The organism is Brevundimonas sp. AVps7 (assembly GCF_058681545.1).
The window spans coordinates 1,133,026-1,158,918 of the sequence record NZ_CM178742.1 but is presented as its reverse complement, the minus strand read 5'-3'; the positions used below and the strand labels follow the sequence as shown (position 1 = coordinate 1,158,918).

Below are 25,893 nucleotides of genomic sequence, written 5' to 3'. Positions count from 1 at the left end.
ACAGAAGCGCAGGAGCCATCGTGAGATGACCGATAACCAACCCGCCTATGGGGCCTTGCCCGCCAGCGGCTATGTCCGCCAAGCTCAGCTGATCCCAGCGATCTTCCCCTTCTCGTCGGCGACACTCTGGCGAAAGGTGAAAGCCGGCACATTTCCCAAGCCCGTGAAACTGGGGCCAAGGATCACCGCGTGGAAGGTCGAGGACATCCGGGCGCTCCTGCGGCAAACCGCCTGATGGGTCGGCCTACCCTCGATCCGAGGCGAGCCAAGAGCCACTACAACTACACCGTGGCGGAGGCCGCAAAGCTGTTCGGTGTGCACCGGAACACCATTCGCGCATGGATCGCAGCGGGTCTGGAAACCGTTCGGACCGCCCAGGGCCTGCTGCTCCTTGGCGACGACATCCGAGCGTTCCTCGGAAAGCGAAGACAGGCCCGCCGCATCCAAACCCCGCCAGGGGAAATTTACTGCATGCGATGTCGAGCACCTCGTCGCCCGGCCGGGGGAATGGTCGAGCTGCTTGGCGAGACAGGAGTGACCCTCAATATCCGAGCGCTTTGCGACCATTGCGGAGCGCTGATGCACCGGCGAGTCAACATATCCGGCTTGGTGGCTGCAGGCTTTGACGTCCTCGGGTCGACGCAGGGGGACTCGGACTTAGTCGATAGCCCCCTCCCCTCCGTGAACTGTCATCAGAACAAGGCCGCATGATCATGCGCAAGCACAACCCAGAGAATGAGCTCGTGAAGCGCGAATATCTGGCCTGGCTAAGAAATGCCGGCGGCCGAAACGTCGCAACGCTCGACCAGGTCGCGGCCGCCCTGCACGGGTTCGAAGCGTTCACCCGATACACTTCGTTCAAGGCCTTTCGCCGTGAGCAGGCAATCAGCTTCAAGGGCCACCTCGCCGAGCAGATCAATGCAGCGACCGGGAAGTCACTCAGCAAGGCCACCCTGCATAGTCGCCTCAGGGCCCTGAAAGCTTTCTTCGAATGGCTTTCGCAGCGATGTCAGGTTAACCGCGCCAAGTCGCGAAGCGCTCTACCCTACTTTCCGTCAGGCCGTCGCGGCCGCCCAAGCGGATGCCGCGTCGCTGCGGAAGCACCGAAGGGTTTGCCGGCTGATGAGATGTCTCTGGGTGTAGAAGGTGTTGTAGATCGCCGCATGGGTGGTGAGGAAACGCTGGGCCGAGGCCTGGCTTTTGAAGAGCTGCTGCTGCCTCTCCCGTCTTCGGATCGGAAGATGGGAGTTCTCCGCTCGATTGTTCTCCCGGAGCCGGCCTGGGCGGTGAAGATGGCGCAGATCGAGATGATCCAGGGCCGCGACGTAGGAGCCCAGCCCATCCGTCGTGATGAGCTGGGGCTCCACAGGCTGATTTCGGAGAAGGCGTCTGAGCAGCTGCAGCGCGGCTTCCGTGTCCCGCCGGCGCTGAACGACGAGGTCCAGAACCTCGCCTTCGTCATCGACTGCCCGCCACAGATACATGCGCTTTCCGCCGATCCGACAGACCATCTCATCGAGATGCCACCGAGGCGATGGGGCATGCCGACGGCGCTTCAGCCGGCGCGCGATCTGAGGCCCGAACTTGACCGTCCAGCACCGGATCGTCTCGTAGCTCACGTCGACGCCGCGCGCCGCCAGGAGCTCTTCGACGTCGCGCAGGCTGAGACTGAAGCGGAAGTAGAGCCACACGGCATGGCGGATCACCTCCGCCGGAAAGCGGTGGCGCTTGAATGATAACGGCGTCACGAAACTCACCCACAATCAGCCGCTTACAGCGGCCTTCAGTGGAGACAAGTTAGCGTTAGACTGACAGCACCAGCGCGCCGAACTCAGAGATGTCGTTCCCGGCGCTGAAATGTCCGCCCGCACCCCGCAGAATAACGACCCGGATCGTCGGGTTAGCCTCGGTTTCGGCGATAAGACGTTCGAGGCTGCGCCATCCATCCAGCCCCAGGGCATTTCGCGTTTCCGGCCTCTCCAGACGAACCGTCGCCACCGGTCCTCGGACCTCGAGCGCAGCGCTCTGTAGCGAGCTATCCTTCAGTCCAATCACAACACGCCCCGGTTCTGCGTCTGAAGTCGAAAATCCCATCTCGAGTTGCCTGCGCGGCCAGGAATGAGAGGGCCGTCACTCTTTACAGGTAGCTTGGCTCACGACAAGCTCGAGCTCAGGCCAACGCAGAGTGGCCGGGAGGATGCCCTGATGCTGCTTGAGCGACTTGCTGATTTTTTGATGCCGCTGTCGAAGTCGGAGGACGACACCAAGTTGGTGACCGCGGGCTTCTGTAGCGTGACCTATTCTTTCTGGTGGGTTGAGACCGACCTTGAACCCAATGCCCGCGAAGAGCGATTGGTCCACCCGGTGGCCAGGTAGGCATCCTAAGCCAGCAGTGGAACTGGAGGATGGTGACGTCCGTAGACGTACGTCTCGCTGCCGACGCAGCCATTCGAGCGCCCGCTTAAAGCGGGCATTCCCAAGAGCCGCTTCGAGTCAGGATCGGACATTCCTTCCCGACCCACGTTGCGCCTAAGCGCCATTCCTCCAAACGGTGCCGGCAGTTCACCTGAAGGTCCCATCTCACCCCATCGTGGGGATCACGAAGCTCGAATCCGCGTGTTCCAGTTCCGAGTCCGGCCAGCGGGCGGTGATGGTCTTGACCTTGGTCCAGAACTTCACGCCCTCCATGCCGTGCTGGTTGGTGTCGCCGAAGGCCGAACGCTTCCAGCCGCCGAAGGTGTGATAGGCGACCGGCACCGGGATGGGGACGTTGATCCCGACCATGCCGACGTTGACGCGGGCGGCGAAGTCGCGGGCCGCGCGGCCGTTCTGGGTGAAGATGGCGACGCCGTTGCCGTACTGGTGCTTCGAGGGCAGCGACAGGGCTTCCTCGAACGAGGCAGCGCGGACGATCTGCAGCACCGGGCCGAAGATCTCTTCCTTGTAGGATTCCATCTCCGGGGTGACGTGGTCGAACAGGGACGGGCCGATGAAATAGCCCTTCTCGTGCCCCTGAAGCGAGAAGCCGCGGCCGTCGACAACCAGTTCGGCGCCGTCCTTGACGCCCTGTTCGATCCAGCCTTCGACGCGGGCCTTGTGCTGGGCCGTGACGACGGGGCCGTAGTGGGCGCCCGCGTCGGTCGAGACGCCGACCCGCATGGTCGGGATCTCGGCGACCATCCGCTCGCGCAGTTCGTCGGCCGTTTTCTTGCCGACCGGGACGACCACCGGCAGGGCCATGCAGCGTTCGCCGGCCGAGCCATAGGCGGCGCCCGACAGGTCCTTGATGACCTGGTCCATGTCGGCGTCGGGCAGGACGATGCCGTGGTTCTTGGCCCCGCCCATGGCCTGGACCCGCTTATGGTTGGCGGCCCCGACCTGGTAGACATAGTGGGCGATGTCGGACGAGCCGACGAAGCTGACGGCGTGGACCAGCGGGTGCTCAAGGATGGCGTCGACCGCCGCCTTGTCGCCGTGGACGACGTTCAGCACGCCGGCGGCGGCGCCCGCCTCCATCATCAGTTCGGCCAGACGGACCGGCACGGACGGATCACGCTCCGACGGCTTGAGGATGAAGGTGTTGCCGACCGCGATGGCGACCCCGAACATCCACATCGGGATCATGGCCGGGAAGTTGAACGGGGTGATGCCCGAGACGACGCCCAGCGGCTGGCGCATCGAATAGACGTCGATGCCGGGCCCGGCGCCCCAGGTGTATTCGCCCTTGAGCGCATGGGGGATGCCGCAGGCGAACTCGATGACTTCGAGGCCGCGCTGGATGTCGCCTTTCGAGTCGGCGACGACCTTGCCGTGTTCGGACGACAGCAGCTCGGCCAGCTCGGTCATGTTGGCCTCGACCAGGCGCTTGAACTCGAACATCACGCGGGCGCGGCGTTGCGGGTTGGTCGAGGACCAGCCTTCGAAGGCGTTCTGGGCCGACTGGACCGCGCGATCCATCTCGGCGACCGTGGCCAGCTGGACACGGGCCTGGACCTCTCCGGTGTTCGGGTCGAACACGTCCGAGAACCGGCCGGAGGTCCCGGTGAAGGACGCGCCGTCGATGAAATGGTGAATGTCGCGCATGCTGATCCTCGGATGCCAGGGCTGGGCACGGGCGATCGCGCCAGCAGGTTCCTGCCTGTCCTAGACACGCGCTCACTCCTTATCAACACCATCGTTGACGCACGCGCCCGGCCATGGCAACTTTTCGGCAAGGAGAGCCTCATGGTTGAAGACGTTCGCATCGATATCCTCGTGATCGGGGCAGGCCTGGCCGGGCTTCGGGCGCTCCACACCTTCCGGGCGCAGGGCTTCGGGGTCCAGGTCCTGGAGGCGTCGGACGAAATCGGCGGCGTCTGGAACTTCAACCGCTATCCCGGCGCGCGCTGCGACGTCGAAAGCTTCGACTACTCCTACCGTTTCTCCGAAGAGCTGGAACAGGAATGGCGCTGGAGCGAGCGATACGCGAAGCAGCCGGAGATCCTGCGTTACATCAACCATGTCGCCGACCGGTTCGATCTGCGTCGCGACGTCAGCCTGAACACGCGCGTGCGCCGTGCCGAGCTCGATGAGCCGACGGGCCGCTGGCGGATCGAGGCGGAGGACGGCCGCACGTGGTCTGCCCAACGCTTCGTCATGGCCGTCGGCCAGCTATCGATGCCGAAGGCCACGACCTATCCGGGACAGGACAGCTTCGCTGGCCAGGTGCTGTACAGCGCGCGCTGGCCGCGCGAGCCGGTCGCGCTTCAAGGCAAGCGCGTAGCGATCATCGGCACCGGTTCGTCCGGGGTACAGATGACGCCGATCATCGCGGCCCAGGCCGAGCATCTTACGGTGTTCCAGAGGACCGCAAACTATTCCATCCCCGCCGCCAACGCCCCCGTCTCGGACGAGGAGGATGCAGCGGTGAAGGCGAACTACCGGGCCCGCCGCGAGGCGGCACGAAACTCGCCCAGCGGCTTGGGGTTCGCACCCGATCCCCGGTCCGCCGCCGAGGTCGATCCCGACGAGCGCGAACGCGCCTTCGAGGCCGCCTGGAACCGGCTGGGGTTCGGCTTCGCCCTGACCTTCAAGGACATCCTGCTGAACCAGGCCGCCAACGACATCGCCTCGGCCTTCGTGCAGCGGAAGATCGGCGAGCAGATCGAGGATCCGGTGCTGCGCGACAAACTGGTGCCCATGGGCTTTCCGTTCGGAACGCGACGCCCCTCCGTCGACGGCGGATATTTCGCCACCTTCAACCGATCCAATGTGTCCCTGGTCGACATCAGCGAGACGCCGATCGAGGGCTTCACTCCGACCGGCCTTCGCACCACGGCCGAAGACCTGCCGTTCGACGTGGTCATCTACGCCACCGGCTTCGATGTCTTCACCGGCTCGATCCTGAAGATCGACATCGTGGGCCGTGGCGGCCAAGCCCTCAAGGACGCTTGGGCCGGCGGGCCGGCCAGCTATCTGGGCATCGGCGTCCACGGCTTTCCCAACCTGTTCTTCGTCGGGGGACCCGGCAGCCCGTCCCTGCTGAGCAATGTCATCCTGTCCAGCGAGGAGCAGATCGACTGGCTGGCGGCCCTGTTCGAGACCGCGCGACAGCGGGGCGTATCGGAGATCGAGGCGACACAGGCGGCCCAGGCGGACTGGGTGGACCACGTCAATGCCCGCGCCAACGAAACCCTCTACATGAAGACGCCGTCCTACTATATCGGGGCGGAGATGCCGGGTAAGCCTCGGGTCTTCATGCCCTATTCCGGAGGCGTCCGCGGCTATCGCCGCATCCTCGAAAAGGCCGCCGCCAACGGCTATGACGGGTTCGACCTGCGGGGCGGCGAGGCGATGCGTGCCGCCTCCTGACGGGTCGCTGGATCCCGATCTCGCCAGGTGGCTCGAGGATCCACGAGTGGCGCTGCGGGTACCCACCGATCTTTCGGCCTTTCGGGCGGGAGCCAACGGCTATCTCGCTCGGGCACCCAGACCAGACATCCACGCCGTCGAGGACCTCGAGATCACCGGGCCGGTCGGCCCCCTGGCTCTGCGTGTCTATCGGCCCGCGGCCGGACCGGATCGGGCGATCGTGGTCTTTCTGCATGGGGGAGCGTTCGTCTTCGGCGACCTAGACACCCACGACGCCCTGTGCCGACGTCTGGCCCTGAGCAGCCGCCTTACTGTCGTGGCGGTTGATTACCGCCTTGCCCCCGAGCATTCCTATCCGGCCGGACTTGATGACGCGATTGCGGCCGTCCGGTGGGTCCGAACCCGATTCCCCGGGGTCGCCGTCGGGCTGGCGGGCGACAGCGCCGGGGCCTGGCTGGCGGTAGCCGCCGCTCTTGAACTCGGAGCCCTGCAACAGCCTGTTGATGCCATGGGCCTCCTCTATCCGGCGGTCGACGCGGCTTGCGCCAGTGCGTCCCAGATGGCCTTTGGTCGAGACCACATGCTGACGCGAGACTTCATGCTGTGGGCCTGGAACATGTTTGCGAGCGAAGGCATGCCCGATCTGACAAAGGGCGATCTGTCCAGCCTTCCCCCAAGCGTGGTGATCACCGCCGGGTTTGACCCGCTTCGGGACGAAGGCCAGGCCCTGCTCGAACGGGCCCAGGCGGCGGGCATCCAGATCAGCGCCCACCACTATCCCGACATGATCCATGGGTTCGCCGGATTGCCCCAGGGCAGCAAACGCAGTGACGAGGCGCTCGATCGTCTGGCGGAGGGGCTGAGCGCCGCCCTGACCTGAACGCCCTCAGAGGCTGCTGAAGTCGGCGGGCCGCCGGGCGATGAAGGCCGCGATCCCCTCCTGCCCCTCAGACTGGGCGATGGCTTCGGCGATGCCTTGGGCCTCGCGTTCCAGCTGTGTCTCGAGCCCATTCGACAAGGATTGATGCAGGAGAGCCCGTGTACGCGCAAAGGCGCGGCGCGGCCCCTCGGCAAGGGTCCTTGCGAGGGTGAAGGCTTCATCGTGCAACGATTCGTCGTCGGTCACCCGGGTGATCAGACCGATCCGCTCGGCTTCCTGGGCATCAATGCGCTCGCCCGTCAGTGCGAGTCGCTGGGCCTGGCGGTGTCCGACCAGGCGCGGCAGTAGCCAGGTCGCGCCGCCATCCGGCGTCAGGCCGATCGCGCCATAGGCCATGGCGAACTTCGCCGACCTCGCCGCGAGGGCGACATCGCCGAGGATCGCCAGTCCGAAACCGGCCCCGGCCGCTGCGCCGTTGATCGCCGTCACCAGAGGCTTTTCCATGCGGGTCAGCCGGGCGATTGCCACGTGCAAGGACGCCGTCAGATTCCCCACCAGGGCAGACGCTCCCGCGCCGGCCGCGGCGAAGGCCTTTACGTCGCCCCCAACGCAGAATGCCCGTCCACGGCCCGTCAGGAGCACCGCTCGCACCGCGTCGTCGGCGGCAACCTGAAGCGTGGCTCTGAGAAGGCTGTCCGCCATCTCCTGATCGATGGCGTTGCCGGTGTCGGGGCGCGACAGGGTCAGCACCGCGACGCGACCGGTGACCTCGATCTGAACGGCTTCGGTCATCGCTTCAGCACGATGGAAGCGCCATTGGCCCCGAGGCCCAGGACAGCCGACATCGCGATGCGAGCACCCTCGACCTGGCGCTCGCCTGCCCGGCCCTGCAGTTGCCATGCAAGTTCGCAAACCTGCATCAAGGCTTGGGCCGTCGTAGCCTCGCCGAACGACAGGAAGCCACCGCTGGGATTGACCGGCAGGCGGCCACCCAGTGTCATCTCCCCGGACAACAGCATCCGATCGGCCTGCCCCGGCTCGAAGAAGCCGAACAGCTCGGGCCAGGCCAGGATGTGCCAAGCAGTGTTGTCGGCGATCTCGACCAAATCGATGGCCTCGGCTCCGATGCCGGCCAGGGTCCACGCCTTATGGACCGCCGAGACGACTTCGCTGGTGTGCGAAACGCCGGGACGTGGGGTCGATCCAACGGTAGGGATGCGCGCGGCAGGGTCGCCGAACCGGCCGGTAGCAATGGCGCTGGCGGCGACCTCGATCATCGGACCACCCGCCCGGCGCGCCTGCTCCTCAGATCCCAGGATGACGGCGGCGGCCCCGTCGCTGACCGCGCAGATCTCGAGCAGGTGCAAGGGATCGCTGACCATTGGAGAGGCCAGGACCTCGTCCATGGTCGAGGGTGTACGGAAGCGGGCGTAAGGGTTCAGCGCCCCGTGACGACGCATCATGATCGAGGCGGCGGCGAAGGTTTCGGCCGTCGTGCCGTGATCGTGCATCCGGCGCCGCGCTTCCATGGCCCAATAGGCCGGATTGGTGGCCCCCATGGTCTTCCAGCGCAGGAAGTCATGGTCGGCCGGATCATCCGCAGAGCCGGGCGGACGCGGGATGAACCCCTTGGGCATCCTCTCGGCCCCCATTGCCGCGACCGTGTCGTACTGGCCGCTGGCAACCAGCATATGGGCGGTATGGAAGGCGACGGCTCCGGCCGCGCAGGCACCGCCAACGTTGATACAGGCCAGGCCGTGTTCCGAAACGGCCTGCACCAGTTCGTTCGCGTGCAGGCCCCACCCCATCCCGCCCTCGAAGCGCGAACTGGCGGCAACGAGGCCTTGCAGATCGCGCCACTCCAGCGACGCCTCGGCCAGCGCGGCCTTCATGGCATGGATGGCCAGCTCGACCTGTGTGGTTTCCGGCCATTTGCCCCAGGGGTGCGCCCCGACACCCAGCACATAGACCGGCCTCATGCGTCGGCTCCATCGTCGAGGACGAAGCTGTGGGTTACGACAGCATTTCCAGCATCGTCGTTCAAAACCAGCGTGGAAAGGCGGAGCGGCATGCCGATCCGGATATCGTCCTGCGGCGCATCCAGGATGCCCATCACCCGCAGACCGTCCTCAACGTCCACGAGCCCCAAGGCATAGGGATGCCATGGCTCAAGCGCGAACAGCGCCGGCGGTCGGTAACGCTGGATCGTAAAGCTGTAGAGGCTGCCGCGTCCGACAATCCGTGCCGGAACGACTTGCTTACCGTCACACTCCGGGTTCCGGCAGCTGACGACCTGAGGATAGTAAAGCGTCCCGCAATCCACGCAGCGGGTGCCCAGCAAGGCCGGCGCGGCCTCGTCCAGTGCGAGCGCCTCGGCGACAAGCGCGGTGATGGCAGGGTCCGTCATCAACCGCCCCTTAAAGCGAGAGAATGTCGCGGGTTTCGCGGAAGTAGAGGAGACCGCTGCTCACGTCGGTGACCTCAACCGTATGACGAACGTAGCGGCGGCCGCGCTTCTCGAACTTTTCGGTCGCCCGGGTCGTGATCCTTACCGTCGCTCCGACGGGGATCGGCTCGAGGATCTCGGAGTCATGATAGGTGTGGATCGAGCCGATCGAGAACGGTCTTGTGGCGTCGAACTGCACTGACAGGACGAAGTGCGAGACCAGCAACGGCGGCACGATTGCCCCGCCGAAGGGTGATTCACCCTCGATGTGCCAGCTGTTCATACGCCAGCCCTCGTACCAGGGATTGAAGTCCTCGACGCCGTCCGAATACAAGATCACCAGCTCTGCGGAGAGGTGAAGGTCGCGCGACAGCTCGTCTCCGATCTCGACCATATCCCAATAGGGACGCGCCTCTGAGGCCAGCCCATCGATGAACGCGCGGGTCTGTCGAGCCTGCACCGGGCTCATGGGCTTGAGTGCGTCGGTGGCAGGCTGCTGTGAATGGGTCTGGGGTGTCATGGCGTCATTTCCTTGCACGGCGGCGCGATCAAGCGCCGACATCGACTTCGACCCAGCCGGCCGTCTTCTTCTCACCGGCCTCGTTCTCGGCCCAGACATCGACGATGAAGCGGTAGCCGCCGCCCTTGGGCTGCTTCTCGCGCACCACCCCCTGGGTCGAGATGATCTCGTCGGCAAAGGTCGACGCGACGTATTTGAGCACCACGCGCGAGCCCTTGAAGAAGGCCGCGCCGAAGTGGTTCACGCACATCTCGGCGATGTAGGCCGATGACATTTCACCGGTCTGGATCGGGGCCTTCAGGCCGGTTTCGGCGGCATAGACCGGATCCCAGTGATTGGGGTTGAAGCGGCCCCACAGACGCGAACCCATCAGCTGGATCGCGGCTTTCTTTCGCAGGCTCTGAAGTCGGTAACCGACCGGCGTCGCAGGCGTGATCGCCAGGTCCAGTGGTAGCGATGTTCCGGTGCCATCCATGGCTAATCCACACTCCCATCTGCACGACCCCGATGGTCGTTACCGGGGCTATGGTCTCAACGCTCGACCGTCTTGAGCCCCTGCTACATACTATCAACGCGCTCGTTGATTTCTGTCAACACCGGTATTGACAGATCGTACGGCAACGGTCTTTCTGAGCCGGTCGCAAGGACTCGCACCAGACGAGCGGATGGCGACAGGGATTGGAAAGTCAGGGGAGAGCCATGGCTGTATCTACGAAATCGCTGTTGATGGCGGGTAGCGCCGCAGCCTTGCTGATGGTCGCTTCAGGACCTGCGTTCGCGCAAACGGCCGGGACGCAGAGCGCCACGGCACAGGAAGACACCTCGTCGGTCGACGATATTGTCGTCACCGCGCGACGCCGGTCAGAGACCCTGATCAGTGTGCCTGTCGTGGTGAATGTGGTCACAGCCGAAACGCTCGAACGGAACCGCGCAGATGACCTGTCTCGCATCGGCGAGCTCACACCGACCGTCGTGGTCGGTGCCTACAAGTCCAATGGCGGCGGATCGATCGCCATTCGTGGCATCAGCTCTCCGGCCAACCAGACCGGCTTCGAACAGGCCGTGTCGGTCGCCATCGACGGTGTCCAGACCAGCGACGGCCGTATCACCCAGATGGGTTTCTTCGACCTTCAGCAGGTTGAAGTCCTGAAGGGACCCCAGGCCCTGTTCTTCGGCAAGAACAGCCCGGCCGGGGTTATCTCGATCAAGTCCGCCGACCCTACCGACCAGTTCGAGGCCGGCTTCCGCGCCGGCTACGAATTTGAAGGCGATGAGGCCACGATCGACGGCTATGTCTCTGGCCCGCTCGCCGAGGGCCTGAACGCCCGGTTGGCCTTGCGCTATCGCAACCTCGACGGCTGGCTGACCAACACCGCCCGGCCCATCGCAAACCCGTTCTATACGGTCGCGTCCGGGGCCCCGATCGGTGCTGCAACGCTGCCTGGCGTCTCCGACAGCCGCCCCGGCGATGAGGAAATCCTCGGCCGCCTGACCCTCACGGCCGAGATCGCTCCGACCATTACAGGGCGACTGAAACTGTTCATGGGCCACAACGAGGACGCGGGCCCAGGCGTCGCGACCCAGAACATCGGGTCGTGCACCGGCGGCTCCAACCCACGGGTCTATGGCATCGCCGATCCGTTCGCGGACTGTGTTGCGGACAACCGGACGACCAGCGGCGACCTGCCCGACGCGATCGCGAGAACGATGCGCGGCTATCGCGGCAACAACAGAGCCTATGGCGAGCTGGACGTGTTCACCGGCGTGCTGGATTTCGACTGGGCCCTGACCGACACGCTGAACCTGTCGTCCACCACCGGCTACAACTCGACCCAGTATGAATTCCTCTCCGGCCTGGACCAGACGACCTATTCGCAGCTGGCCTTCTACAATCGACAGACCAACCAGGAGATCAGCCAGGAATTCCGCCTGAGCAGTGACTACGCGGGCCCGTTGAACTTCATGCTGGGCGCCTTCTTCCAGGCGACAGAATTGTTCACGACCAATGACACCAAGCTGCGCGACAGCAACTACCAAGCCGCGTCCGGCCGGTTCTCCACCTATGAGGACTATGCCAAACAGAGCGGTGAAACCCAGTCGGTGTTCGGTCAGCTAATCTACGACCTCAGCGACACCATAGAGATCGCAGGCGGCGTTCGCTGGACGCGAGAGTCCAAGGACTTCGCCAAACAGAACCTGTATGGCATCGGCACCTTCGCGACCCAGACGACAGTCTATCCGGGGTCCCCTGTCGTCGGCGAAATCCGGGGTCAGTTCGACGACGAGAATGTCTCGCCCGAGGCCACCATTACCTGGCGACCCGACAGCAATCACACGGTCTTCGTGGCCTACAAAACGGGCTACAAGTCGGGGGGTTTCGGTCTGACCAGCCCATTCCAGACCACCACCCGGATTGGCGATATCGACTTTGATTCCGAATCCGCCAGCGGCTTCGAAATCGGGGCCAAGGGCATCTTCGCCGACGGCAGGTTGCGCGCCAACATCGCGGCCTTTGCCTACAGCTTCGAAGACCTGCAGGTGAACACTTACGACCCGGCTCGTATCGCCTATACGATCAACAACGCCGGTGAGGTTCAGCAGCGCGGATTCGAGGCCGACGGCGTCTGGCAGGCCACAGATGCCTTGTCGCTACGCGGGGCGATCGCCTACGTTGATGCACAGTTCAAGGACTTCGTGGGGCAGTGCTACTCCTACGCCTTCCCGACCGGCACAGTGCGGGCGACAGCCGTGGCTCCGACGAACTGCTCGTTCGTCAATGCGACGGCCCTGACCCTGCAACAGGACTTCGATGGTCGCGCTCCCGCTCGCGCGCCCCAGTGGTCGGGAAGCGCAGGCTTCACCTATGAAACCCAGATCGCCGGGTTCGGCGTGGCCCTGACCGGCGACGGCTTCTATAGCGACAGCTACTATGCAGCGGAAACCATGGCCCCCGCCACGCTGCAGGAGGCTTTCTGGCGGTACAATGCCGGGGTCACCGTCACCTCGCCGGACAGCCGCTATTCAGTGCAGTTGATCGGTCGGAACCTCTCGGACGAGAACTACATCCTCTACGCAGCGGACCGGACAGGCGGAGCCAGCGTGCCCGGCGCGATCGGCGAGCAGCGAGGCGTCGTAGCGCGGGGCCGCGAGGTGGCGCTGCAGTTCTCGGCCAAGTTCTGATGACGGACACGGCCCAGGCCGCCGGATCGAAAGATCCGGCGGTTTCGTCGTCAGGAGCCCCGCCCGCCACCGGCTACGCTTGGTATACGGTCGCGGTTCTGACGGTCTGCTACACCCTGTCTTTCATCGACCGCCAAATCCTCAGCCTGCTGGTCGGTCCGATCAAGGCCGAGTTCGCGGTGTCGGACACCCAGGTCGGGCTACTGGGCGGGCTGGCCTTCTCGCTGTTCTACACCATCGTCAGCCTGCCGGCGGGACGGCTGGTTGATCGGCTGAATCGTCGAAACATCATCGCCGCGGGCGTCTTCTTCTGGAGCCTGATGACCGCAGCCTGTTCGGTCGCCATGGGCTATCCGGGCCTGTTCCTCGCCCGCATGGGCGTGGGAGTCGGAGAAGCGACCCTGGCCCCCGCGGCCGTCTCCATGATTTCCGACACCTTCCCGAACGAAAAGCTGGGTGCCGCCATGAGCCTGTATGGCGTCGGCATCTATCTGGGTTCGGGCCTGGCGCTGCTGGTCGGGGGACTGGTGGTGCAACTGGTCACCCAGACCGCGACCCTCACCCTGCCCATCTTCGGCGAGATTGCTTCATGGCGCGCGACCTTCCTCGTCACGGGTATTCCCGGCCTCCTCGTCGCCCTCTGGGTCCTGACGCTGCGCGAGCCCGCCCGACGCAAGGTGATCGTCGCCGCCGACGGAGCCGTCGCACGCCTCACGATCCGCGAGACCATGGCGGAAATCGCCAAACGGCGGGTCGCTGTCGCCTCGATCGCCCTGGGTCTGATGTTCCAGGCCGTTGCCCTCTACGCCTTCATGCTGTGGTCGCCGGGCGTGCTGCAGCGCTCCTTCGACTGGACGCCGCAACAGACAGGCCTCGTGATGGGTCTGGTCGTGCTGATCGGCGGCAGCTTCGGCATGCTCATGGGAGGGCGCCTCAGCGACAGCGGCCTGGTGGCCGGTCGACGGGACGCCGCGCTTCGCATCGCGACCTTCAGCTCCATTCTGGGCACCATCGCCTTTGGGGCGCTGATCTGGGCACAGGGTTTTTCAGCCACCGCCACGGTCGCGGTCTTCGCAGTCGGGGTCATCCTTCTCGCGATGCCGGCGGGCAGTTGCTACGCGGCCTCGCAGATGGTCCTGCCCAACCAGGTCCGGGGCCAGGCCCTCGCGCTGATCCTGTTCGTCGCCAACCTGGGTGGACTGACCATGGGGCCCCTGCTGCCCGGACTGCTCAACGACTACGTCTTCCGTTCCGAAACCGCGCTCGGCCTTTCGCTGGGCATCACGTTGTCGATCTCCACGTTGCTGGCCGCTCTGGCCTTTGGCTGGGGACGGCGTGACTATCGCAAGCACCATGAGATCCTGAACCCCTGACGATGGCCTTCGAGAGCGTCCAAGAACCGATCATGCCTGCCAGAGCGTTCCTTCCTCCCGTTGCCGAACGTCAGGCCGCCACGGCGCGGGGCTTCGATCCGTGGCGACCGCGCACCCTCTACGACATGCTGGTTCATGCGGCGGAGCGGCATCCGGATCGCCCCTATCTGATCACAGACACCCGGACGTGGACCTATCGCCAGATGGCCGACTGGGCGACATCGGTCGCCGGCGGCCTGGTCACCGCCGGGGTTAGGCCTGACGAGCACGTGGCCCTGGTCATGGCCAACTATCCCGCCTTCGCCGCTGTGAAGTTTGCCGTTGCCGCGATCGGTGCCGTGGCCGTTCCGGTCAACATCCTCAACCGCCGGGACGAACTGGCCTATGTGTTGCGCCAGTCCCGGGCCGTCATGCTGGTCACGATGGACCGCTTCCGGGACCTCGACTACCTGGGGATGCTGGACGAGATCGCCCCGGGTTGGGAGAGCGATGGAGGCGGCGCGGCTCTGCCCGACCTGCGCTCGGTCGCGGTCTTCCAGGCCGAAGGCGGCGGGCGGGCCGGAGCGACCGCGTTCGAAATGCTTCATGGCGGCGTGGGCCAGCTTCCCGAGATAGACCCGGCGGCCCCCGCAGACATCATCTACACCTCGGGCACGACCGGCTCACCCAAGGGCGTCGTCCTGACCCACGACATGCTGCTGCGCGCGGCCTTCGGCAGCGCCTATGCCAGGGCGTTCGAGGACGGGCGGCGCATCCACTTCAGCCTGCCGATGAACCATGTATACGGCTATGTCGAAGGGCTTCTGGCGGCCCTCTTCGTCGGTGGCGCGATCGTCCCTCACCTGAAGTTTGATCCGCGAGAAACGCTGCGGGCCGTCCAGCGCCACGAGGTTAGCGACCTCCTGCTGATCCCGACGATGACCCTGGCCGTGCTCGATGCCCTCGTCGACACGCCAGTTAATACGTCATCGCTCAAAGGGATGCTGTCCTCGGGCGGGCGCACCCCGCCCGGTCTGTGGGATCGTATTCTGGCGAGCTTCGACGGCATCGAGATCACCACCGGCTATGGCATGAGCGAATGCACGGCCTCGACCACGGTGACCCGGCCGGACGATCCAACCGACCGTCTTAAGACCACCAACGGTCGCCTGCGAGACGTCGGGCCGGCGGGTGATCCGGCCATCGGCAACCGCATCGTCGATTACCGCGTCGTCGACCCGCAGTCGGGCGCGGTGCTGCCGCACGGAGACGTCGGCGAGCTGATGGCCAGAGGGCCCGGTGTGACCGCAGGCTATTACGACAAGCCCGAGGCCACGGCCGAGGCGTTCGATGCCGAGGGCTGGCTGCACACCGGCGACCTCGGCCGGATCGATGCCGACGGCTATCTGAGCCTCGTCGGCAGGGTGAAAGAAAGCTATCGCTGCGGCGGCGAACAGGTCACGCCCTCGGAGATCGAGGACGTGCTGATGGTCCATCCGTCGGTGCTTCAGGCCCACGTCGCGCCGGTGCCGGATGACCGCATGGGAGAGGTCGGTGTGGCCTTCATCGTCACCCGGCCCGGACAGGCACTGGATCCACAGGCGCTGATCGACTGGTGCGCGGGGCGACTGGCCCGCTTCAAGGTACCGCGTCACATCCTGCCGATCGGGACCGAGGACGTGCCGCTCACACCGTCCGGGCGACCCCGCAAATTCCTGCTGTCGCGCATGGCGATCGAGCGTCTGGACCTATCATGACCCAACCTGCGCGCGTTGCGCTCGTAACCGGGGCCGCGCGCGGCATCGGGGCCGCCATCGCCGAACGCCTGGCCGCGGACGGCTGCGACATCGCCGTGATGGATCTGGACCCGGTTGCCTGCGTCGACACCGTCGCGCGGATTGAGGCTCTGGGGCGTCGGGCCATCGCCGTGGCCGTCGATGTCGCCGACGAGGCTTCGGTCCAGACCGCCGTCGCGGCGGCAGAGGCCGCGCTGGGACCGCCCGCCGTCTTGGTCAACAACGCCGGCGTGCTGCGCGAGAAAACCCTGGCCAAGATGACGCTCGACGACTGGCAGGTCGTCCAGGACGTGAACCTGCGAGGGGCCTTCCTGATGTGCCGTGCGGTTCAGCCGGCGATGCGCCGCCTTGGAAGTGGCCGGATCATCAACCTGGCCAGCATCGCCGCGCTTGGTGCCTACGGCCAGGCCAACTACGCCGCGGCCAAGGCGGGGCTGATCGGCCTGACCAAGACGCTGGCCCTGGAGATGGGCAAATCCGGCATCACCGCCAACGTCGTCGCACCGGGCTTCGTCGTCACCCCGATGACGGCGGCCGTGGCCGAACGACTGGGCGTGACCTTCGAGGTGATGATCGCGGATGTTGTGCGCGATATCCCTGTGGGCCGGCCGGGCCAGCCCCAGGATATCGCCAACGCCGTCGCCTTCTTCGCCGATGCCCGATCGGGCTTCGTATCGGGTCAGGTCCTGTTCGTGGCGGGCGGACCGCGCGGCTGAATGGGCCCGCTTGGCCTTTCGCCGCTCGCTCGCTAATCAGGTCGCAGAATGAGCCCGACCAGCGACAAGACCAGCGGCATCGGCAAACGCCGCAAGGCGGCGAAGGAAGAGAGTTCCGACGCCTACAAACGGCGTCGGCGCGAGATCGCCGAAGCCGCCGTCCGTGTGTTCGACCGTCTGGGCCTGCAGGGCGCCAGCATCAGCGCAGTCGCGGCTGAACTCGGCATCGATCGCGCCTCGGTCTACTACTACATCTCGTCCAAGGAAGAGCTGTTCGACGAAGTGCTGCGCGCCGTGGCCGAACGCAACTCCCAGATCGCAATCGACATCGCCGCCAGCGCCCTGCCCGCGCCCGACAAGCTGTGGAGTTTGATCGTCTCGATCATGGAATCCTACGGCGAGCATTATCCGCTGCTCTTCATCTACATTCGCGAGAACCTGGGTCGCGTCTCGGGCACCCGGACGAAATGGTCATCGGACATGCGGCAGGTGAACCGCATGATCGAGAACGCCTTCATCTCGATCATCGAGGAAGGCTATGCCGATGGCACATTGCGTGACGTCGGGCCGTCGCGCGTGGTGGCCTACGGGATGTTAGGCGTCGTCGGCTGGACCCATCGCTGGTTCCGCCCCGAGACCTCGCCCCAGAGCGCGCGCGAAATTGGCGAGACCTATGCCAACATGATGATCTCCGGAATGCGGGTGACGCCATAGGTCGTGTAGGGCCTGACAGGTTAACTGCGCCAAGTCGAAAAGCGCCCTCCCCGTCTCGACTCAGTCAACCGCCGCCGCCCAAGCTGTCGCCGCCTCGGCGCGGAAACGCCGAAGGGTTGGTCTGCTGATCAGATGACGCTGGATGTTGAAGGTGTTGTAGATCGCCGCGTGGGTGGTGAGGAATTTCTGGGCTGAGGCTTGTGATTTGAACCGCTGCTGCTGCCGTTCTCGTCGTCGGATCGGGAGGTGGGAGTTCTCGACTCGGTTTTTTTCCCGCAGCCGACCCGGCCGGTGCGGCGTTGACAGGTTAACCGGGCCAAGTCGAAAGGTGCCCTCCCCGTCTCGATTCAGGCAACCGCAACCGCCCAAACGGACGCCGCCTCGGCGCGGAAGCGGCGAAGTGTGGGTCTGCTGATCAAATGGCGCTGGACGTTGAAGGTGTTGTAGATCGCTGCGTGGCTGGTGAGGAATCTCTGGGCTGAGGCTTGGGATCTGAACCGGGCCTGACAGGTTAACTGCGCCAAGTCGAAAACCGCCCTACCCGTCTCGATTCAGACAACTGCCGCCGCCCAAGCAATCGCCGCTTCGGCGCGGAAGCGGCGAAGGGTGGGTCTGCTGATCAGATGACGCTGGATGTTGAACGTGTTGTAGATCGCCGCGTGGGTGGTGAGGAATCGCTGGGCTGAGGCCTGGGATTTGAACCGCTGCTGCTGTCGCTCTCGTCGTCGGATCGGCAGGTGGGAGTTCTCTGCCCGATTGTTCTCACGAAGCCGGCCGGGTCGATGCAGATGCCTCAGATCCAGGACATCGAGCGCCGCGCCATAGGAGGCCAGGCCGTCCGTCGTGATCGTCTGAGGCTCGATCGGCTGGTTGTGTAGCAGGCGTCGGAGAAGCCTCAGCGCCGCCTCCGTGTCCCGGCGGCGCTGGACCACGAGGTCGAGGACCTCGCCTTCATCATCGACCGCGCGCCACAGGTACATCCTCTTGCCGCCGATCCAGCAGACCATCTCGTCCAGGTGCCAGCGAGGCGAAGGAGCCCCTCGCCGCTTCTTCAGCCGCCGGGCGATCGAGGGGCCGAACTTGATGGTCCAGCACCGGATTGTCTCTTAGCTGACCTCGAGCCCGCGTTGCGCCAGGAGTTCCTCGACGTCACGAAAACTGAGGCTGAAGCGGAAGTACAGCCAGACGGCGTGCCGGATGACGTCGGCCGGAAAACGGTGGCGCTTGAACGAGATCGGCTTCACGAAATATCATCCCCATCAGAGGCTTACGCCGCCCATAGTGGAGACAATTTAGCGTTAGACTGACAGCACCGGCGCGCGGCCGACAGCGGACATTCCGAACTTCGCCTTAGAGTCAGGATCGGACATCCCTCCCCGCTTTGCGCCTAAGCGGCATTCTCCGAATTCTAACGAGAGAGGGCGTAGCCTGAAACGTTCGCCGATCAGTAGGGCTGAGAGATCATCGCAAACGTCTTCGTCAGGAGCGCGACGTTTTCCGCCAAAGGCGCACCGGCCTGCTCGAGTTTCGACAGTCCAACGCTCGTCTCGACCACGGTGCGCACCCGTTCGAAGCGGCGCGTCATGAAGGCGTCGAAAGCCTCAGGAAGGCTGGTCGCCGCCGCAATACACTGCGCCAGAACCACAGCGTCCTCTAGCGCCATGCCGCCACCCATGCCCATATGGGCCGTCGTCGCGTGAGCGGCGTCTCCGATGAGGATCGTGCGACCCTTGTGCCAAGGCTGGTCGAGAAGGATCCAATAGTAGGGCCGATAGATGAGCTCGGCATCGGGCGTCAGGCGGTTCCGCAACTCGACCATCGCAGGCGCCGTGTAGGAATCGAGCAGGCGCGTGAACAGCGCATGCACTTCCTCGTCGTTGAGCCAGACGGGCTCTGGCGAGTTGATCACGGCGGGGACGTAAACGACGCCCTGGGGGATGTAGTAGAATCCGACCCGGCCGACCTCGCCGCGATACCAGCCCTCGCCCTCCAGGAACGGCCCGGGCGCCATCCAGCGGATGCTCATCTGACCCGCATATTCGGGCTTGGGCGCGTGCGGGAACAACATCCCCCGCGTCGCCGAGTTGATGCCGTCGGCGCCGACGACCAGGTCATAGGTTTGCGTGCTGCCGTCGGTGAAGGTGACCAGCGCGCCTGCGTCCTGTTCGTCGATCGCCGAGACCGTGACGCCGATCCGGACCGACGCGCCCAGCCGCGCCGCCTCGTCCGCCAGCACCTTGAGGAAGTCCGGACGATAGACGCCGAGCGCTGTCTTCGCACCCGGCCACGGCGGACGATTGGGTCCGGGGCTGATCAGGTTGCCGGCCGCGTCCCATTGGTGGACGACCGTCGTATCTGGCGTGAACGGCCTGCTCGTTGCGGCGCACTGGTCGTAGACGCCGAGTTCGTCGAGCGCCTCAGCTGCGCGGCCGGAGATCCCGAGCGAAGCACCGAGGGGCGCGTCAGCGATCTCGACGACGTCGCACTGAACGCCGACTTTGGACAAGGCGATGGCCGCCGAAAGGCCGGCAATGCCGCCACCGATGATCAGAGTCTTTGCAACGCACGCCATATCGAATTCCTTTCGCCGGTCTTGCCGGCGCTAGATCGTCAGTCTCGGCGCGTCAGGCGCCGGATGGGCTCTGGATGATTCAGGACTGGGTGATCGCAGCCGCGCGACGGACGGCGATGAACATGAGCAGCCCCGCCAGGACAGGCATCAGGCCAAACACAAGCGATACCCCCGCCCGGTTCAGGCCAGCCGCGAACATCAAACCGGCGACGGCGGGCCCCGACACGCTGAAAATCCGACCGATCCCGATGACCAGGCCGATCCCCGACACGCGCACCAAGGGCGGGAAGCTGGCTGCCATGGTCGCGTAGAACAGGCCCGCACAACCCGACGCGAAGAAGCCGCAGCCGGCCGACGCCAACAGGAGCAGCCGCAGGTCCGCCGGCGTGAACCCGAAGATCGCCACGGCGCATCCAAGGCCGACCATGGCGAACACCGCCAGACGACCCGGACCGAAGCGGGTCGCTGCGAGACCGAACCCCAGACCGGACACCATACCGACGATGCTTGACGTGGCCGACACAAGGGCCCCCGTGGCGGGCGGGAAGCCTGAGTCCGCGATGAGCTGGGGCAACCAGTTCAGCAGGTAGTAGGTCGTGGTCGAGACCAAGACCATCACACCCGCGAAACACAGGGTCATCACCGCCAGCTCGGGTGTGAACAGCGCAGCGTAAGATTTGCGCTTGGCCGGCGGCGCATCGGGCAACCGATCCAGTGTCGGGCGCTTCAACCGAGCCAGGACGCGATTAAGCCGCTCGAGGGCGCCGTTGGTGCGACGCGAGATCAGGAAGGCCGGAGACTCCGGCATTGCAAAAGCAACGATCGGCAGCAGGATCAGGCCGAAGACGGCACCGGAGATGAAGACCGAATGCCAGTCGAAATGCTTGAGGAGGGCCGCAGCGATCAGACCGCCGGACACCGAGCCGGCCGTAAAGCCGACGGTCGTGGCCGTCACCGCGAACGCTCGGCTCCTGGCGCTCGCGAACTCCGACGCGATCGTCGTCGTGAGGGGAACCATTACCCCGATCCCGAGACCGGTCATTATCCTGAACAACGCCAGTTGCGGGACGTTCTGCGCGAAGGCGGAGAGCAGCGACCCGACGATCATCAAGGCGATCGCGGCGAACACCAGCGGCTTGCGGCCGGTGATATCGGCGAGGGGCGAGAGGGTCAGTGATCCGATCGCCATTCCGATCAATGAGGTCGAGAGCAGGAAGCCCAACGTCGCCTTGTCCAACCCCCAGGCGTGACTGAGCGTGGGCGCGACAAACGCCATGCCGAGGACGTCGAATCCGTCGAGCGCCGCCAGCAATATCGCCACGCCGAGAACGACGATCTGCGGCCTGGTCATTGGTGACGAGCCGAGCGGACCGACGGGCTCGGCGCCTCTGGTGGCTTCGGTCATGAGGTGTGTCTCCGGATCAGAACAGGGCGGCGTTGCTTGGATCTAGCTCTAGAGGTCGGCCGGCATGGGCGGACCCCACTGAACACCAAGCACCTCGTCCAGCGTCCCTACACGAGAGCCGTCGGCGGCGGTGAACATGTCGCCATCGGTCCAGTGTTCCAGGGTGTGACCCCAAGGATCACGCCAATAGTCGAAAACCTGGCTGCCGAGATAGTGGCGGCCGACGCCCCACGCCGGCGTATGGTTCTGCCCGATCAACCTGGCATGCCCGGCCAGCAGATCCTCGATGTCGCGCACCTCGAAGGCGGCGTGATTGAAGCCCGGCCCCGTCGGGAGCTGCGCGAGGAACAGGGTGTGGTGATCGGTCGGTGTATCTCCCCGATCGCAGCGCAGGAAGGCGCCCATGGCGACGTCCGGTGCGACCTGGATCTCGTCGGAGGTGATGAAGCCGAAGCGAGACTTGTACCAGGCTTCCGACGTTCGAAAGTCCGAGACGTTGAGCACGCAGTGTCCCAGGCGGACGATTTTGGCAGGCCCCTGCTCCACCCGTTTGACGGCACGGAGGCGGGGTTTTTCGGTCGCGAAGTTCCAGGCTGCGGGCGGTTCGAATTCGATCGGCGCCGCCTTCTCCTGCCCGGCGACAACCCGGACCGTGTGACCGTCGGGATCAGCCAGATCGATGTAGAGTCCGCCGCCCGGCGCATCCAGCGGCTCCGGCGTCGCGCCAACCTCGCTCGCGAGGCGTTGAAGGTCTTCGACCGACTCTGCCCGGAAGCCGACCATCATGAATGCCGGGTCTCCGAGTTCCGTCGTGTGAACGAAGGGCGCAGGCCCTGTGCCCCGGACATAGAGGGCGGTTTCGGTCTGGCGGACCGGTACCGCGCCGAAGTCCTCCATATAGCTGCGCATCCGATCGAGATCCGGAGCCCGGAAACCGACAAAGGCGATATCTTCGATCTTGATCCCGGCCATCGGAGGCCTCCTGTCCTAAAACGGCGTTTGCGGATCGCCGGTCCAAAGTTGTGGTCCTAGAAGCCGACCTGGTCGGCACCTTTGAGCGAGAGGATTTGTCGGGCCTCGTCCGGCGTCGCGATCTCCAAACCGAGGCCTTCGACGATCTGACGGACCTGAGTCACTTGGGCGGCGTTGCTCTCGGCCAGCTTGCCCGCGCCGAGGAAAAGCGAGTCTTCCAGACCCACCCGCACGTTGCCACCCATCGCGGCCGCCATCGCGGCGACAGGGAGCTGATGCCGTCCGGCCCCGAGCACCGACCATTGGTAGTTGTCGCCGAACAGGCGATCCGCGGTCCGCTTCATATGCGTCACCTCATCCGGGTGAGCGCCGATACCGCCGAGCAGACCGAACACCGTCTGGATGAACAGCGGGGCCTTGATGACGCCCTCGGTGTAGAAATAGTGGAGGTTATGCAGGTGGGCGGTGTCGTAGCACTCGAACTCGTAGCGCGTGCCCGACTCGTTCATCGTTTCGAGGATGTAGCGGATATCCTTGAAGCTGTTCCGGAACACGAAGTCGGCGCTGGCTTCCAGCATCGCCGGCTCCCAGTCGAACTTGAAATCCTTGAACCGCTTGAGCATCGGGAAGAGTCCAAAGTTCATCGACCCCATGTTCAAGCTGGCGAGCTCGGGCTTCCACGTCGCGGCGGGCTGGACCCGTTCCTGAACGGTCATGAGCGGCGCACCGCCGGTCGTCAGATTCACGACGACATCGGAACGCGACTTGATGCTGCGCAGGATCGGTTCGAACGCCTCGGGGCTTTGATCGGGGCGACCATCGACGGGATTGCGGGCGTGCAGGTGCACGATGGCGGCCCCGGCTTCAGCGGCGCCGACGGCGGCATCAGCGATCTCCCGGGCTGTCACCGGGAGATAGGGCGACATCGACGGGGTATGAATCGAGCCCGTCACCGCGCAGGTGATGATGACCTTCTTAGACGCCATGGCGTTGCTTCTTCCTGAGTTCTGACAACGAGGCGGCGACCGATGCGGTTACGCCTCTGGCGAGTGCGCGGCTGAGCGCGCCATTCCATTCCTGGCCACGCCAGGCGACGTGCTGATCAGGACGCACAAGCGTCAGATCAGCCTCATAGAGGGCGGCGATTGCCGGCCCGGGACGAACGATCTCCAGAGGCGCCCCGAGGTCGGCCGCCTCCTCAACCGCTCTTGAAACCTGGTCCTCGTCCACACGGTCGGCGACGACGAGGGCGAAGCCGGCGCCAAATGCGTCGTAGAGGGAGCGGCCGTCCGACAGCCATCCGTGGGGCGCCAACTGCCCGGGACGGGCGCTGGGCGTGTAGCGCTGGCCGTCGTGCGCGTCGGTGTCGCCATCTTCGTGATCGATGATCGGCGAGGTTTCGTAGCCCAGTCCCAGCACCGTACCGAGGGTGTGATATTCGCGTGCTTTCCGCTCCTGGATCACAGCGCCGATCTGCCGACGTAGCGATTCGCCTTCAGGCGTGTCGTCCGTCAGGCCTTCGCGCCAGGGCGACCCCGTCATCATGGCATTGTTGGCGATAGCTTCGTCCATCACGAACCGGTGCACCGGGCGCCGCTCAGTCTCGTAGGTCTCGACAAGATCCGCGCCGCCCCAACCCTGCAGTTCAGCGGCGATCTTCCAGCCCAGATCGACCGCGTCGCCGACCCCCATGTTCATGCCGTAACCCCCGAAAGGCGGGTGCAAATGGCAGGCGTCGCCGGCCAGCAAAATGCGGCCTCGGCTATACCGATCGGCGATGAGTTCACTGGCGACCCAGTGGTCCGCGCTCAGGATTTCGTAGGGCAGATCGATGCCGGTGGTCTGCTTTATCTGTTCGACCACGGTTTCGCGGGAGGGCGCATCGCTCTCCTTGACCGGTGTCCCAAAGTACCAGATGTCGCCTTCGTCCATTGGGCCAATGATGCTCAGTCCCTGAGGGCCGATCTGGAGGAACATGACGCCAGGCCCCTGGCGGTTCGCTTCCGCCAGCCCCGGGGCGTGGAATACGACGTTGGACGCGTGGGAGAGCCCATAGGTCCCTTCCATCTTTGCGCCGATCACCTCGCGGACCGCACTGCGGGCCCCGTCCGCGCCGACCAGGTAGCGGGAGGTAATGCTCCACTTCGCACCGGAGGCCGAGGCGAGCGAAGATGTCACGACTTCGTCCTCCTGATCGGCGCCGACGAAGGTCGTGTCGAAGCGGAACTCCACGCCCGGCAGTCCGCGCGCATGGTCAAAGAGAACGCGTTCGAGGGTGTACTGCGGCACCCACTGGGCGTGCTCGGGATAGGCATCGGCGCGTTCGGGCGAAGCATTGAAGGCGTTGCGGAACACCGCGAGCGGGTATCCCGACAGGCCCGTCACGAAATGGATGTCGTTGGGATAGTCGACGCCCAGCGGCGATGCGGCGGCCAGGGCGTCCGCGATGCCCCATCGACGCAGATGGGTGCGAGTGCGGACATTGGTCGTCTTGGCCCGAGGCGCGACGCCGCCACGGCTGTTGCGCTCGGCGACGAGCACTCGCACGCCGCGCGTGCCGAGCTCAATCGCGAGCGCGAGCCCGACCGGACCCGCTCCGACGACCAGGACATCGAAGTCCGTGTCGGTCACGCCGGCCTCGAGACCCGGTTCTCGATCGCGCCGATGCCGTCGATCTCGCAGCGAACGACATCGCCGACCTGCAGGAACTGGGGCGGCTGCATGCCGACGCCGACCCCCTCGGGAGTGCCGGTGGCGAGAAGATCGCCCGGCTCGAGCGTGAAGGCCGTCGAGAGGTAGGCGATCTGGGCCCAGAGGTTGTTGACCATCTGGCTCGTGTCGCTCTGCTGACGGATTTCGCCGTTGACGAGGCAGCGCAGCGTCAGGCCGTGCGGGTCGGGGATCTCGTCCGCCGTCACGATCCAGGGGCCGACCGGACCGTGGGTGTCGAACGACTTGCCCATGGTGAAGGTCGGGGAATGTGTCTGCCAATCCCGCGCCGACAGGTCGTTCGCGACCATATACCCGAAGACGTGTTTCGAGGCCTCGGCCTCGGCCACCCCCTTGGCGGCCCGGCCGATCACGGCGCACAGCTCGACTTCGTAGTCGAGTTTCTCGCTCACGCCCGGATCGGTGTCGTCGTAGGGGCCGACGATGCAGCTCGTCTGCTTGTTGAACCAGAACTGCTGCTTGGGCTCAGGTACGCCCAGGCGCTCCGCTTCGGCGATATGCTTGCGGTAGTTCATGCCGATGGCGAGATACTTGCCCGGACGCTCCACGGGAGCGAGCAGGCTCACGCTTGCTACCGGAACGGTCTCCGTCGCCGACCCGGCGAAGGCGGAGATCGTCGCGAGGGCGTCGTCGCCCCCTTCGATCACGGACAGCATCGTCGGGTAGTTGCCTTCGAGAGGCTTGAGCGACACGACCTCGTCGCCACGCAACACCCCCAAGGTCGGCTTGCCGGCGGATGCAAATCTGAGAAGCTTCATCG

The 25,893-nt window shown here is 65.1% G+C and carries 23 protein-coding genes and 1 pseudogene; 9 read left to right on the top strand and 15 right to left on the bottom strand.

Annotated features, from left to right (window positions below; genetic code table 11):
• Nucleotides 1-25 precede the first annotated feature (25 nt).
• Entirely contained in the window at nt 26-235 is a 210-nt protein-coding gene (locus ACW17Y_RS05645) for a helix-turn-helix transcriptional regulator (RefSeq protein ID WP_492037796.1), read from the top strand.
• Entirely contained in the window at nt 235-711 is a 477-nt protein-coding gene (locus tag ACW17Y_RS05640) for a helix-turn-helix domain-containing protein (protein ID WP_492037795.1), read from the top strand. The genes ACW17Y_RS05645 and ACW17Y_RS05640 overlap by 1 nt, the downstream gene beginning before the upstream one ends.
• Nucleotides 712-1,055: 344 nt before the next feature.
• Here the strand turns inward: ACW17Y_RS05640 and ACW17Y_RS05635 are convergent, their stop codons facing one another.
• The 3 genes from ACW17Y_RS05635 to ACW17Y_RS05625 all read right to left on the bottom strand — a co-directional run bounded on the left by ACW17Y_RS05635 (nt 1,056) and on the right by ACW17Y_RS05625 (nt 4,083).
• Nucleotides 1,056-1,748 (bottom strand): IS6 family transposase, encoded by a 693-nt coding sequence (locus ACW17Y_RS05635; protein ID WP_492038246.1) that lies wholly within the window; start codon nt 1,746-1,748, stop codon nt 1,056-1,058.
• A 55-nt stretch (nt 1,749-1,803) separates the two neighbouring features.
• Complete coding sequence (locus ACW17Y_RS05630; RefSeq protein WP_492037794.1) at nt 1,804-2,094, bottom strand: enoyl-CoA hydratase/isomerase family protein; 291 nt, start codon at nt 2,092-2,094, stop codon at nt 1,804-1,806.
• 486 nt (nt 2,095-2,580) lie between these two features.
• Nucleotides 2,581-4,083, bottom strand: coding sequence for a CoA-acylating methylmalonate-semialdehyde dehydrogenase (locus tag ACW17Y_RS05625; RefSeq protein ID WP_492037793.1), 1,503 nt, complete (start codon nt 4,081-4,083; stop codon nt 2,581-2,583).
• 141 nt (nt 4,084-4,224) lie between these two features.
• Here ACW17Y_RS05625 and ACW17Y_RS05620 point away from each other — a divergent pair, with 141 nt between their 5' ends.
• Nucleotides 4,225-5,850 carry a flavin-containing monooxygenase gene (locus ACW17Y_RS05620; RefSeq protein ID WP_492037792.1) on the top strand — a complete coding sequence of 542 codons (1,626 nt, stop codon included), beginning with the start codon at nt 4,225-4,227 and terminating at the stop codon, nt 5,848-5,850.
• Between the two features lie 46 nt (nt 5,851-5,896).
• A complete protein-coding gene (locus ACW17Y_RS05615) occupies nt 5,897-6,730 on the top strand; it encodes an alpha/beta hydrolase (protein WP_492037791.1) in 834 nt (277 codons plus the stop codon).
• 6 nt (nt 6,731-6,736) lie between these two features.
• On the opposite strand, the gene ACW17Y_RS05610 is transcribed toward ACW17Y_RS05615, so the two are convergent.
• The 5 genes from ACW17Y_RS05610 to ACW17Y_RS05590 are packed head-to-tail and all read right to left on the bottom strand — an operon-like array spanning nt 6,737 to nt 10,171.
• Nucleotides 6,737-7,522 (bottom strand): enoyl-CoA hydratase/isomerase family protein, encoded by a 786-nt coding sequence (locus tag ACW17Y_RS05610; RefSeq protein WP_492037790.1) that lies wholly within the window; start codon nt 7,520-7,522, stop codon nt 6,737-6,739.
• Complete coding sequence (locus ACW17Y_RS05605) at nt 7,519-8,709, bottom strand: lipid-transfer protein (RefSeq protein ID WP_492037789.1); 1,191 nt, start codon at nt 8,707-8,709, stop codon at nt 7,519-7,521. The genes ACW17Y_RS05610 and ACW17Y_RS05605 overlap by 4 nt, the downstream gene beginning before the upstream one ends.
• Complete coding sequence (locus tag ACW17Y_RS05600) at nt 8,706-9,137, bottom strand: Zn-ribbon domain-containing OB-fold protein (RefSeq protein WP_492037788.1); 432 nt, start codon at nt 9,135-9,137, stop codon at nt 8,706-8,708. Before ACW17Y_RS05600 ends, ACW17Y_RS05605 begins: the two co-directional genes overlap by 4 nt.
• 10 nt (nt 9,138-9,147) lie before the next feature.
• Nucleotides 9,148-9,738: a MaoC family dehydratase gene (locus tag ACW17Y_RS05595; protein WP_492037787.1), complete on the bottom strand. Its 591-nt coding sequence runs from the start codon at nt 9,736-9,738 to the stop codon at nt 9,148-9,150.
• A complete protein-coding gene (locus ACW17Y_RS05590) occupies nt 9,725-10,171 on the bottom strand; it encodes a MaoC family dehydratase (RefSeq protein ID WP_426040306.1) in 447 nt (148 codons plus the stop codon). Before ACW17Y_RS05590 ends, ACW17Y_RS05595 begins: the two co-directional genes overlap by 14 nt.
• A gap of 224 nt (nt 10,172-10,395) precedes the next feature.
• Here ACW17Y_RS05590 and ACW17Y_RS05585 point away from each other — a divergent pair, with 224 nt between their 5' ends.
• Genes ACW17Y_RS05585 through ACW17Y_RS05565 form a run of 5 tightly spaced genes read left to right on the top strand, consistent with a single transcriptional unit; the run spans nt 10,396 to nt 17,454 of the window.
• Complete coding sequence (locus tag ACW17Y_RS05585; protein WP_492037786.1) at nt 10,396-12,876, top strand: TonB-dependent receptor; 2,481 nt, start codon at nt 10,396-10,398, stop codon at nt 12,874-12,876.
• Complete coding sequence (locus tag ACW17Y_RS05580; RefSeq protein ID WP_492037785.1) at nt 12,876-14,249, top strand: spinster family MFS transporter; 1,374 nt, start codon at nt 12,876-12,878, stop codon at nt 14,247-14,249. Before ACW17Y_RS05585 ends, ACW17Y_RS05580 begins: the two co-directional genes overlap by 1 nt.
• 32 nt (nt 14,250-14,281) lie before the next feature.
• The gene (locus tag ACW17Y_RS05575; protein ID WP_492037784.1) at nt 14,282-15,985 is read left to right on the top strand and encodes a class I adenylate-forming enzyme family protein; all 1,704 of its coding nucleotides are present in this window, start codon (nt 14,282-14,284) and stop codon (nt 15,983-15,985) included.
• On the top strand, nt 15,982-16,740 hold the full coding sequence (locus ACW17Y_RS05570) for an SDR family oxidoreductase (protein WP_492037783.1): 759 nt from the start codon (nt 15,982-15,984) through the stop codon (nt 16,738-16,740). The genes ACW17Y_RS05575 and ACW17Y_RS05570 overlap by 4 nt, the downstream gene beginning before the upstream one ends.
• A gap of 48 nt (nt 16,741-16,788) precedes the next feature.
• The gene (locus ACW17Y_RS05565; protein ID WP_492037782.1) at nt 16,789-17,454 is read left to right on the top strand and encodes a TetR/AcrR family transcriptional regulator; all 666 of its coding nucleotides are present in this window, start codon (nt 16,789-16,791) and stop codon (nt 17,452-17,454) included.
• A gap of 551 nt (nt 17,455-18,005) precedes the next feature.
• Here ACW17Y_RS05565 and ACW17Y_RS05560 read toward each other — a convergent pair.
• The 7 genes and pseudogenes from ACW17Y_RS05560 to ACW17Y_RS05530 all read right to left on the bottom strand — a co-directional run bounded on the left by ACW17Y_RS05560 (nt 18,006) and on the right by ACW17Y_RS05530 (nt 25,891).
• Nucleotides 18,006-18,698: pseudogene (locus ACW17Y_RS05560) on the bottom strand (IS6 family transposase).
• Between the two features lie 200 nt (nt 18,699-18,898).
• A complete protein-coding gene (locus tag ACW17Y_RS05555) occupies nt 18,899-20,026 on the bottom strand; it encodes an FAD-dependent monooxygenase (RefSeq protein ID WP_492037781.1) in 1,128 nt (375 codons plus the stop codon).
• A gap of 79 nt (nt 20,027-20,105) precedes the next feature.
• Nucleotides 20,106-21,431 (bottom strand): MFS transporter, encoded by a 1,326-nt coding sequence (locus tag ACW17Y_RS05550; RefSeq protein WP_492037780.1) that lies wholly within the window; start codon nt 21,429-21,431, stop codon nt 20,106-20,108.
• 48 nt (nt 21,432-21,479) lie between these two features.
• Nucleotides 21,480-22,403 carry a VOC family protein gene (locus ACW17Y_RS05545; RefSeq protein ID WP_492037779.1) on the bottom strand — a complete coding sequence of 308 codons (924 nt, stop codon included), beginning with the start codon at nt 22,401-22,403 and terminating at the stop codon, nt 21,480-21,482.
• Between the two features lie 56 nt (nt 22,404-22,459).
• Nucleotides 22,460-23,389 (bottom strand): 3,5-dioxohexanoate:acetyl-CoA acetone transferase, encoded by a 930-nt coding sequence (gene kce / locus ACW17Y_RS05540; RefSeq protein ID WP_492037778.1) that lies wholly within the window; start codon nt 23,387-23,389, stop codon nt 22,460-22,462.
• Nucleotides 23,379-25,034 (bottom strand): FAD-dependent monooxygenase, encoded by a 1,656-nt coding sequence (locus ACW17Y_RS05535; RefSeq protein ID WP_492037777.1) that lies wholly within the window; start codon nt 25,032-25,034, stop codon nt 23,379-23,381. Before ACW17Y_RS05535 ends, kce begins: the two co-directional genes overlap by 11 nt.
• Entirely contained in the window at nt 25,031-25,891 is an 861-nt protein-coding gene (locus ACW17Y_RS05530; RefSeq protein WP_492037776.1) for a fumarylacetoacetate hydrolase family protein, read from the bottom strand. Before ACW17Y_RS05530 ends, ACW17Y_RS05535 begins: the two co-directional genes overlap by 4 nt.
• Nucleotides 25,892-25,893: the final 2 nt, after the last annotated feature.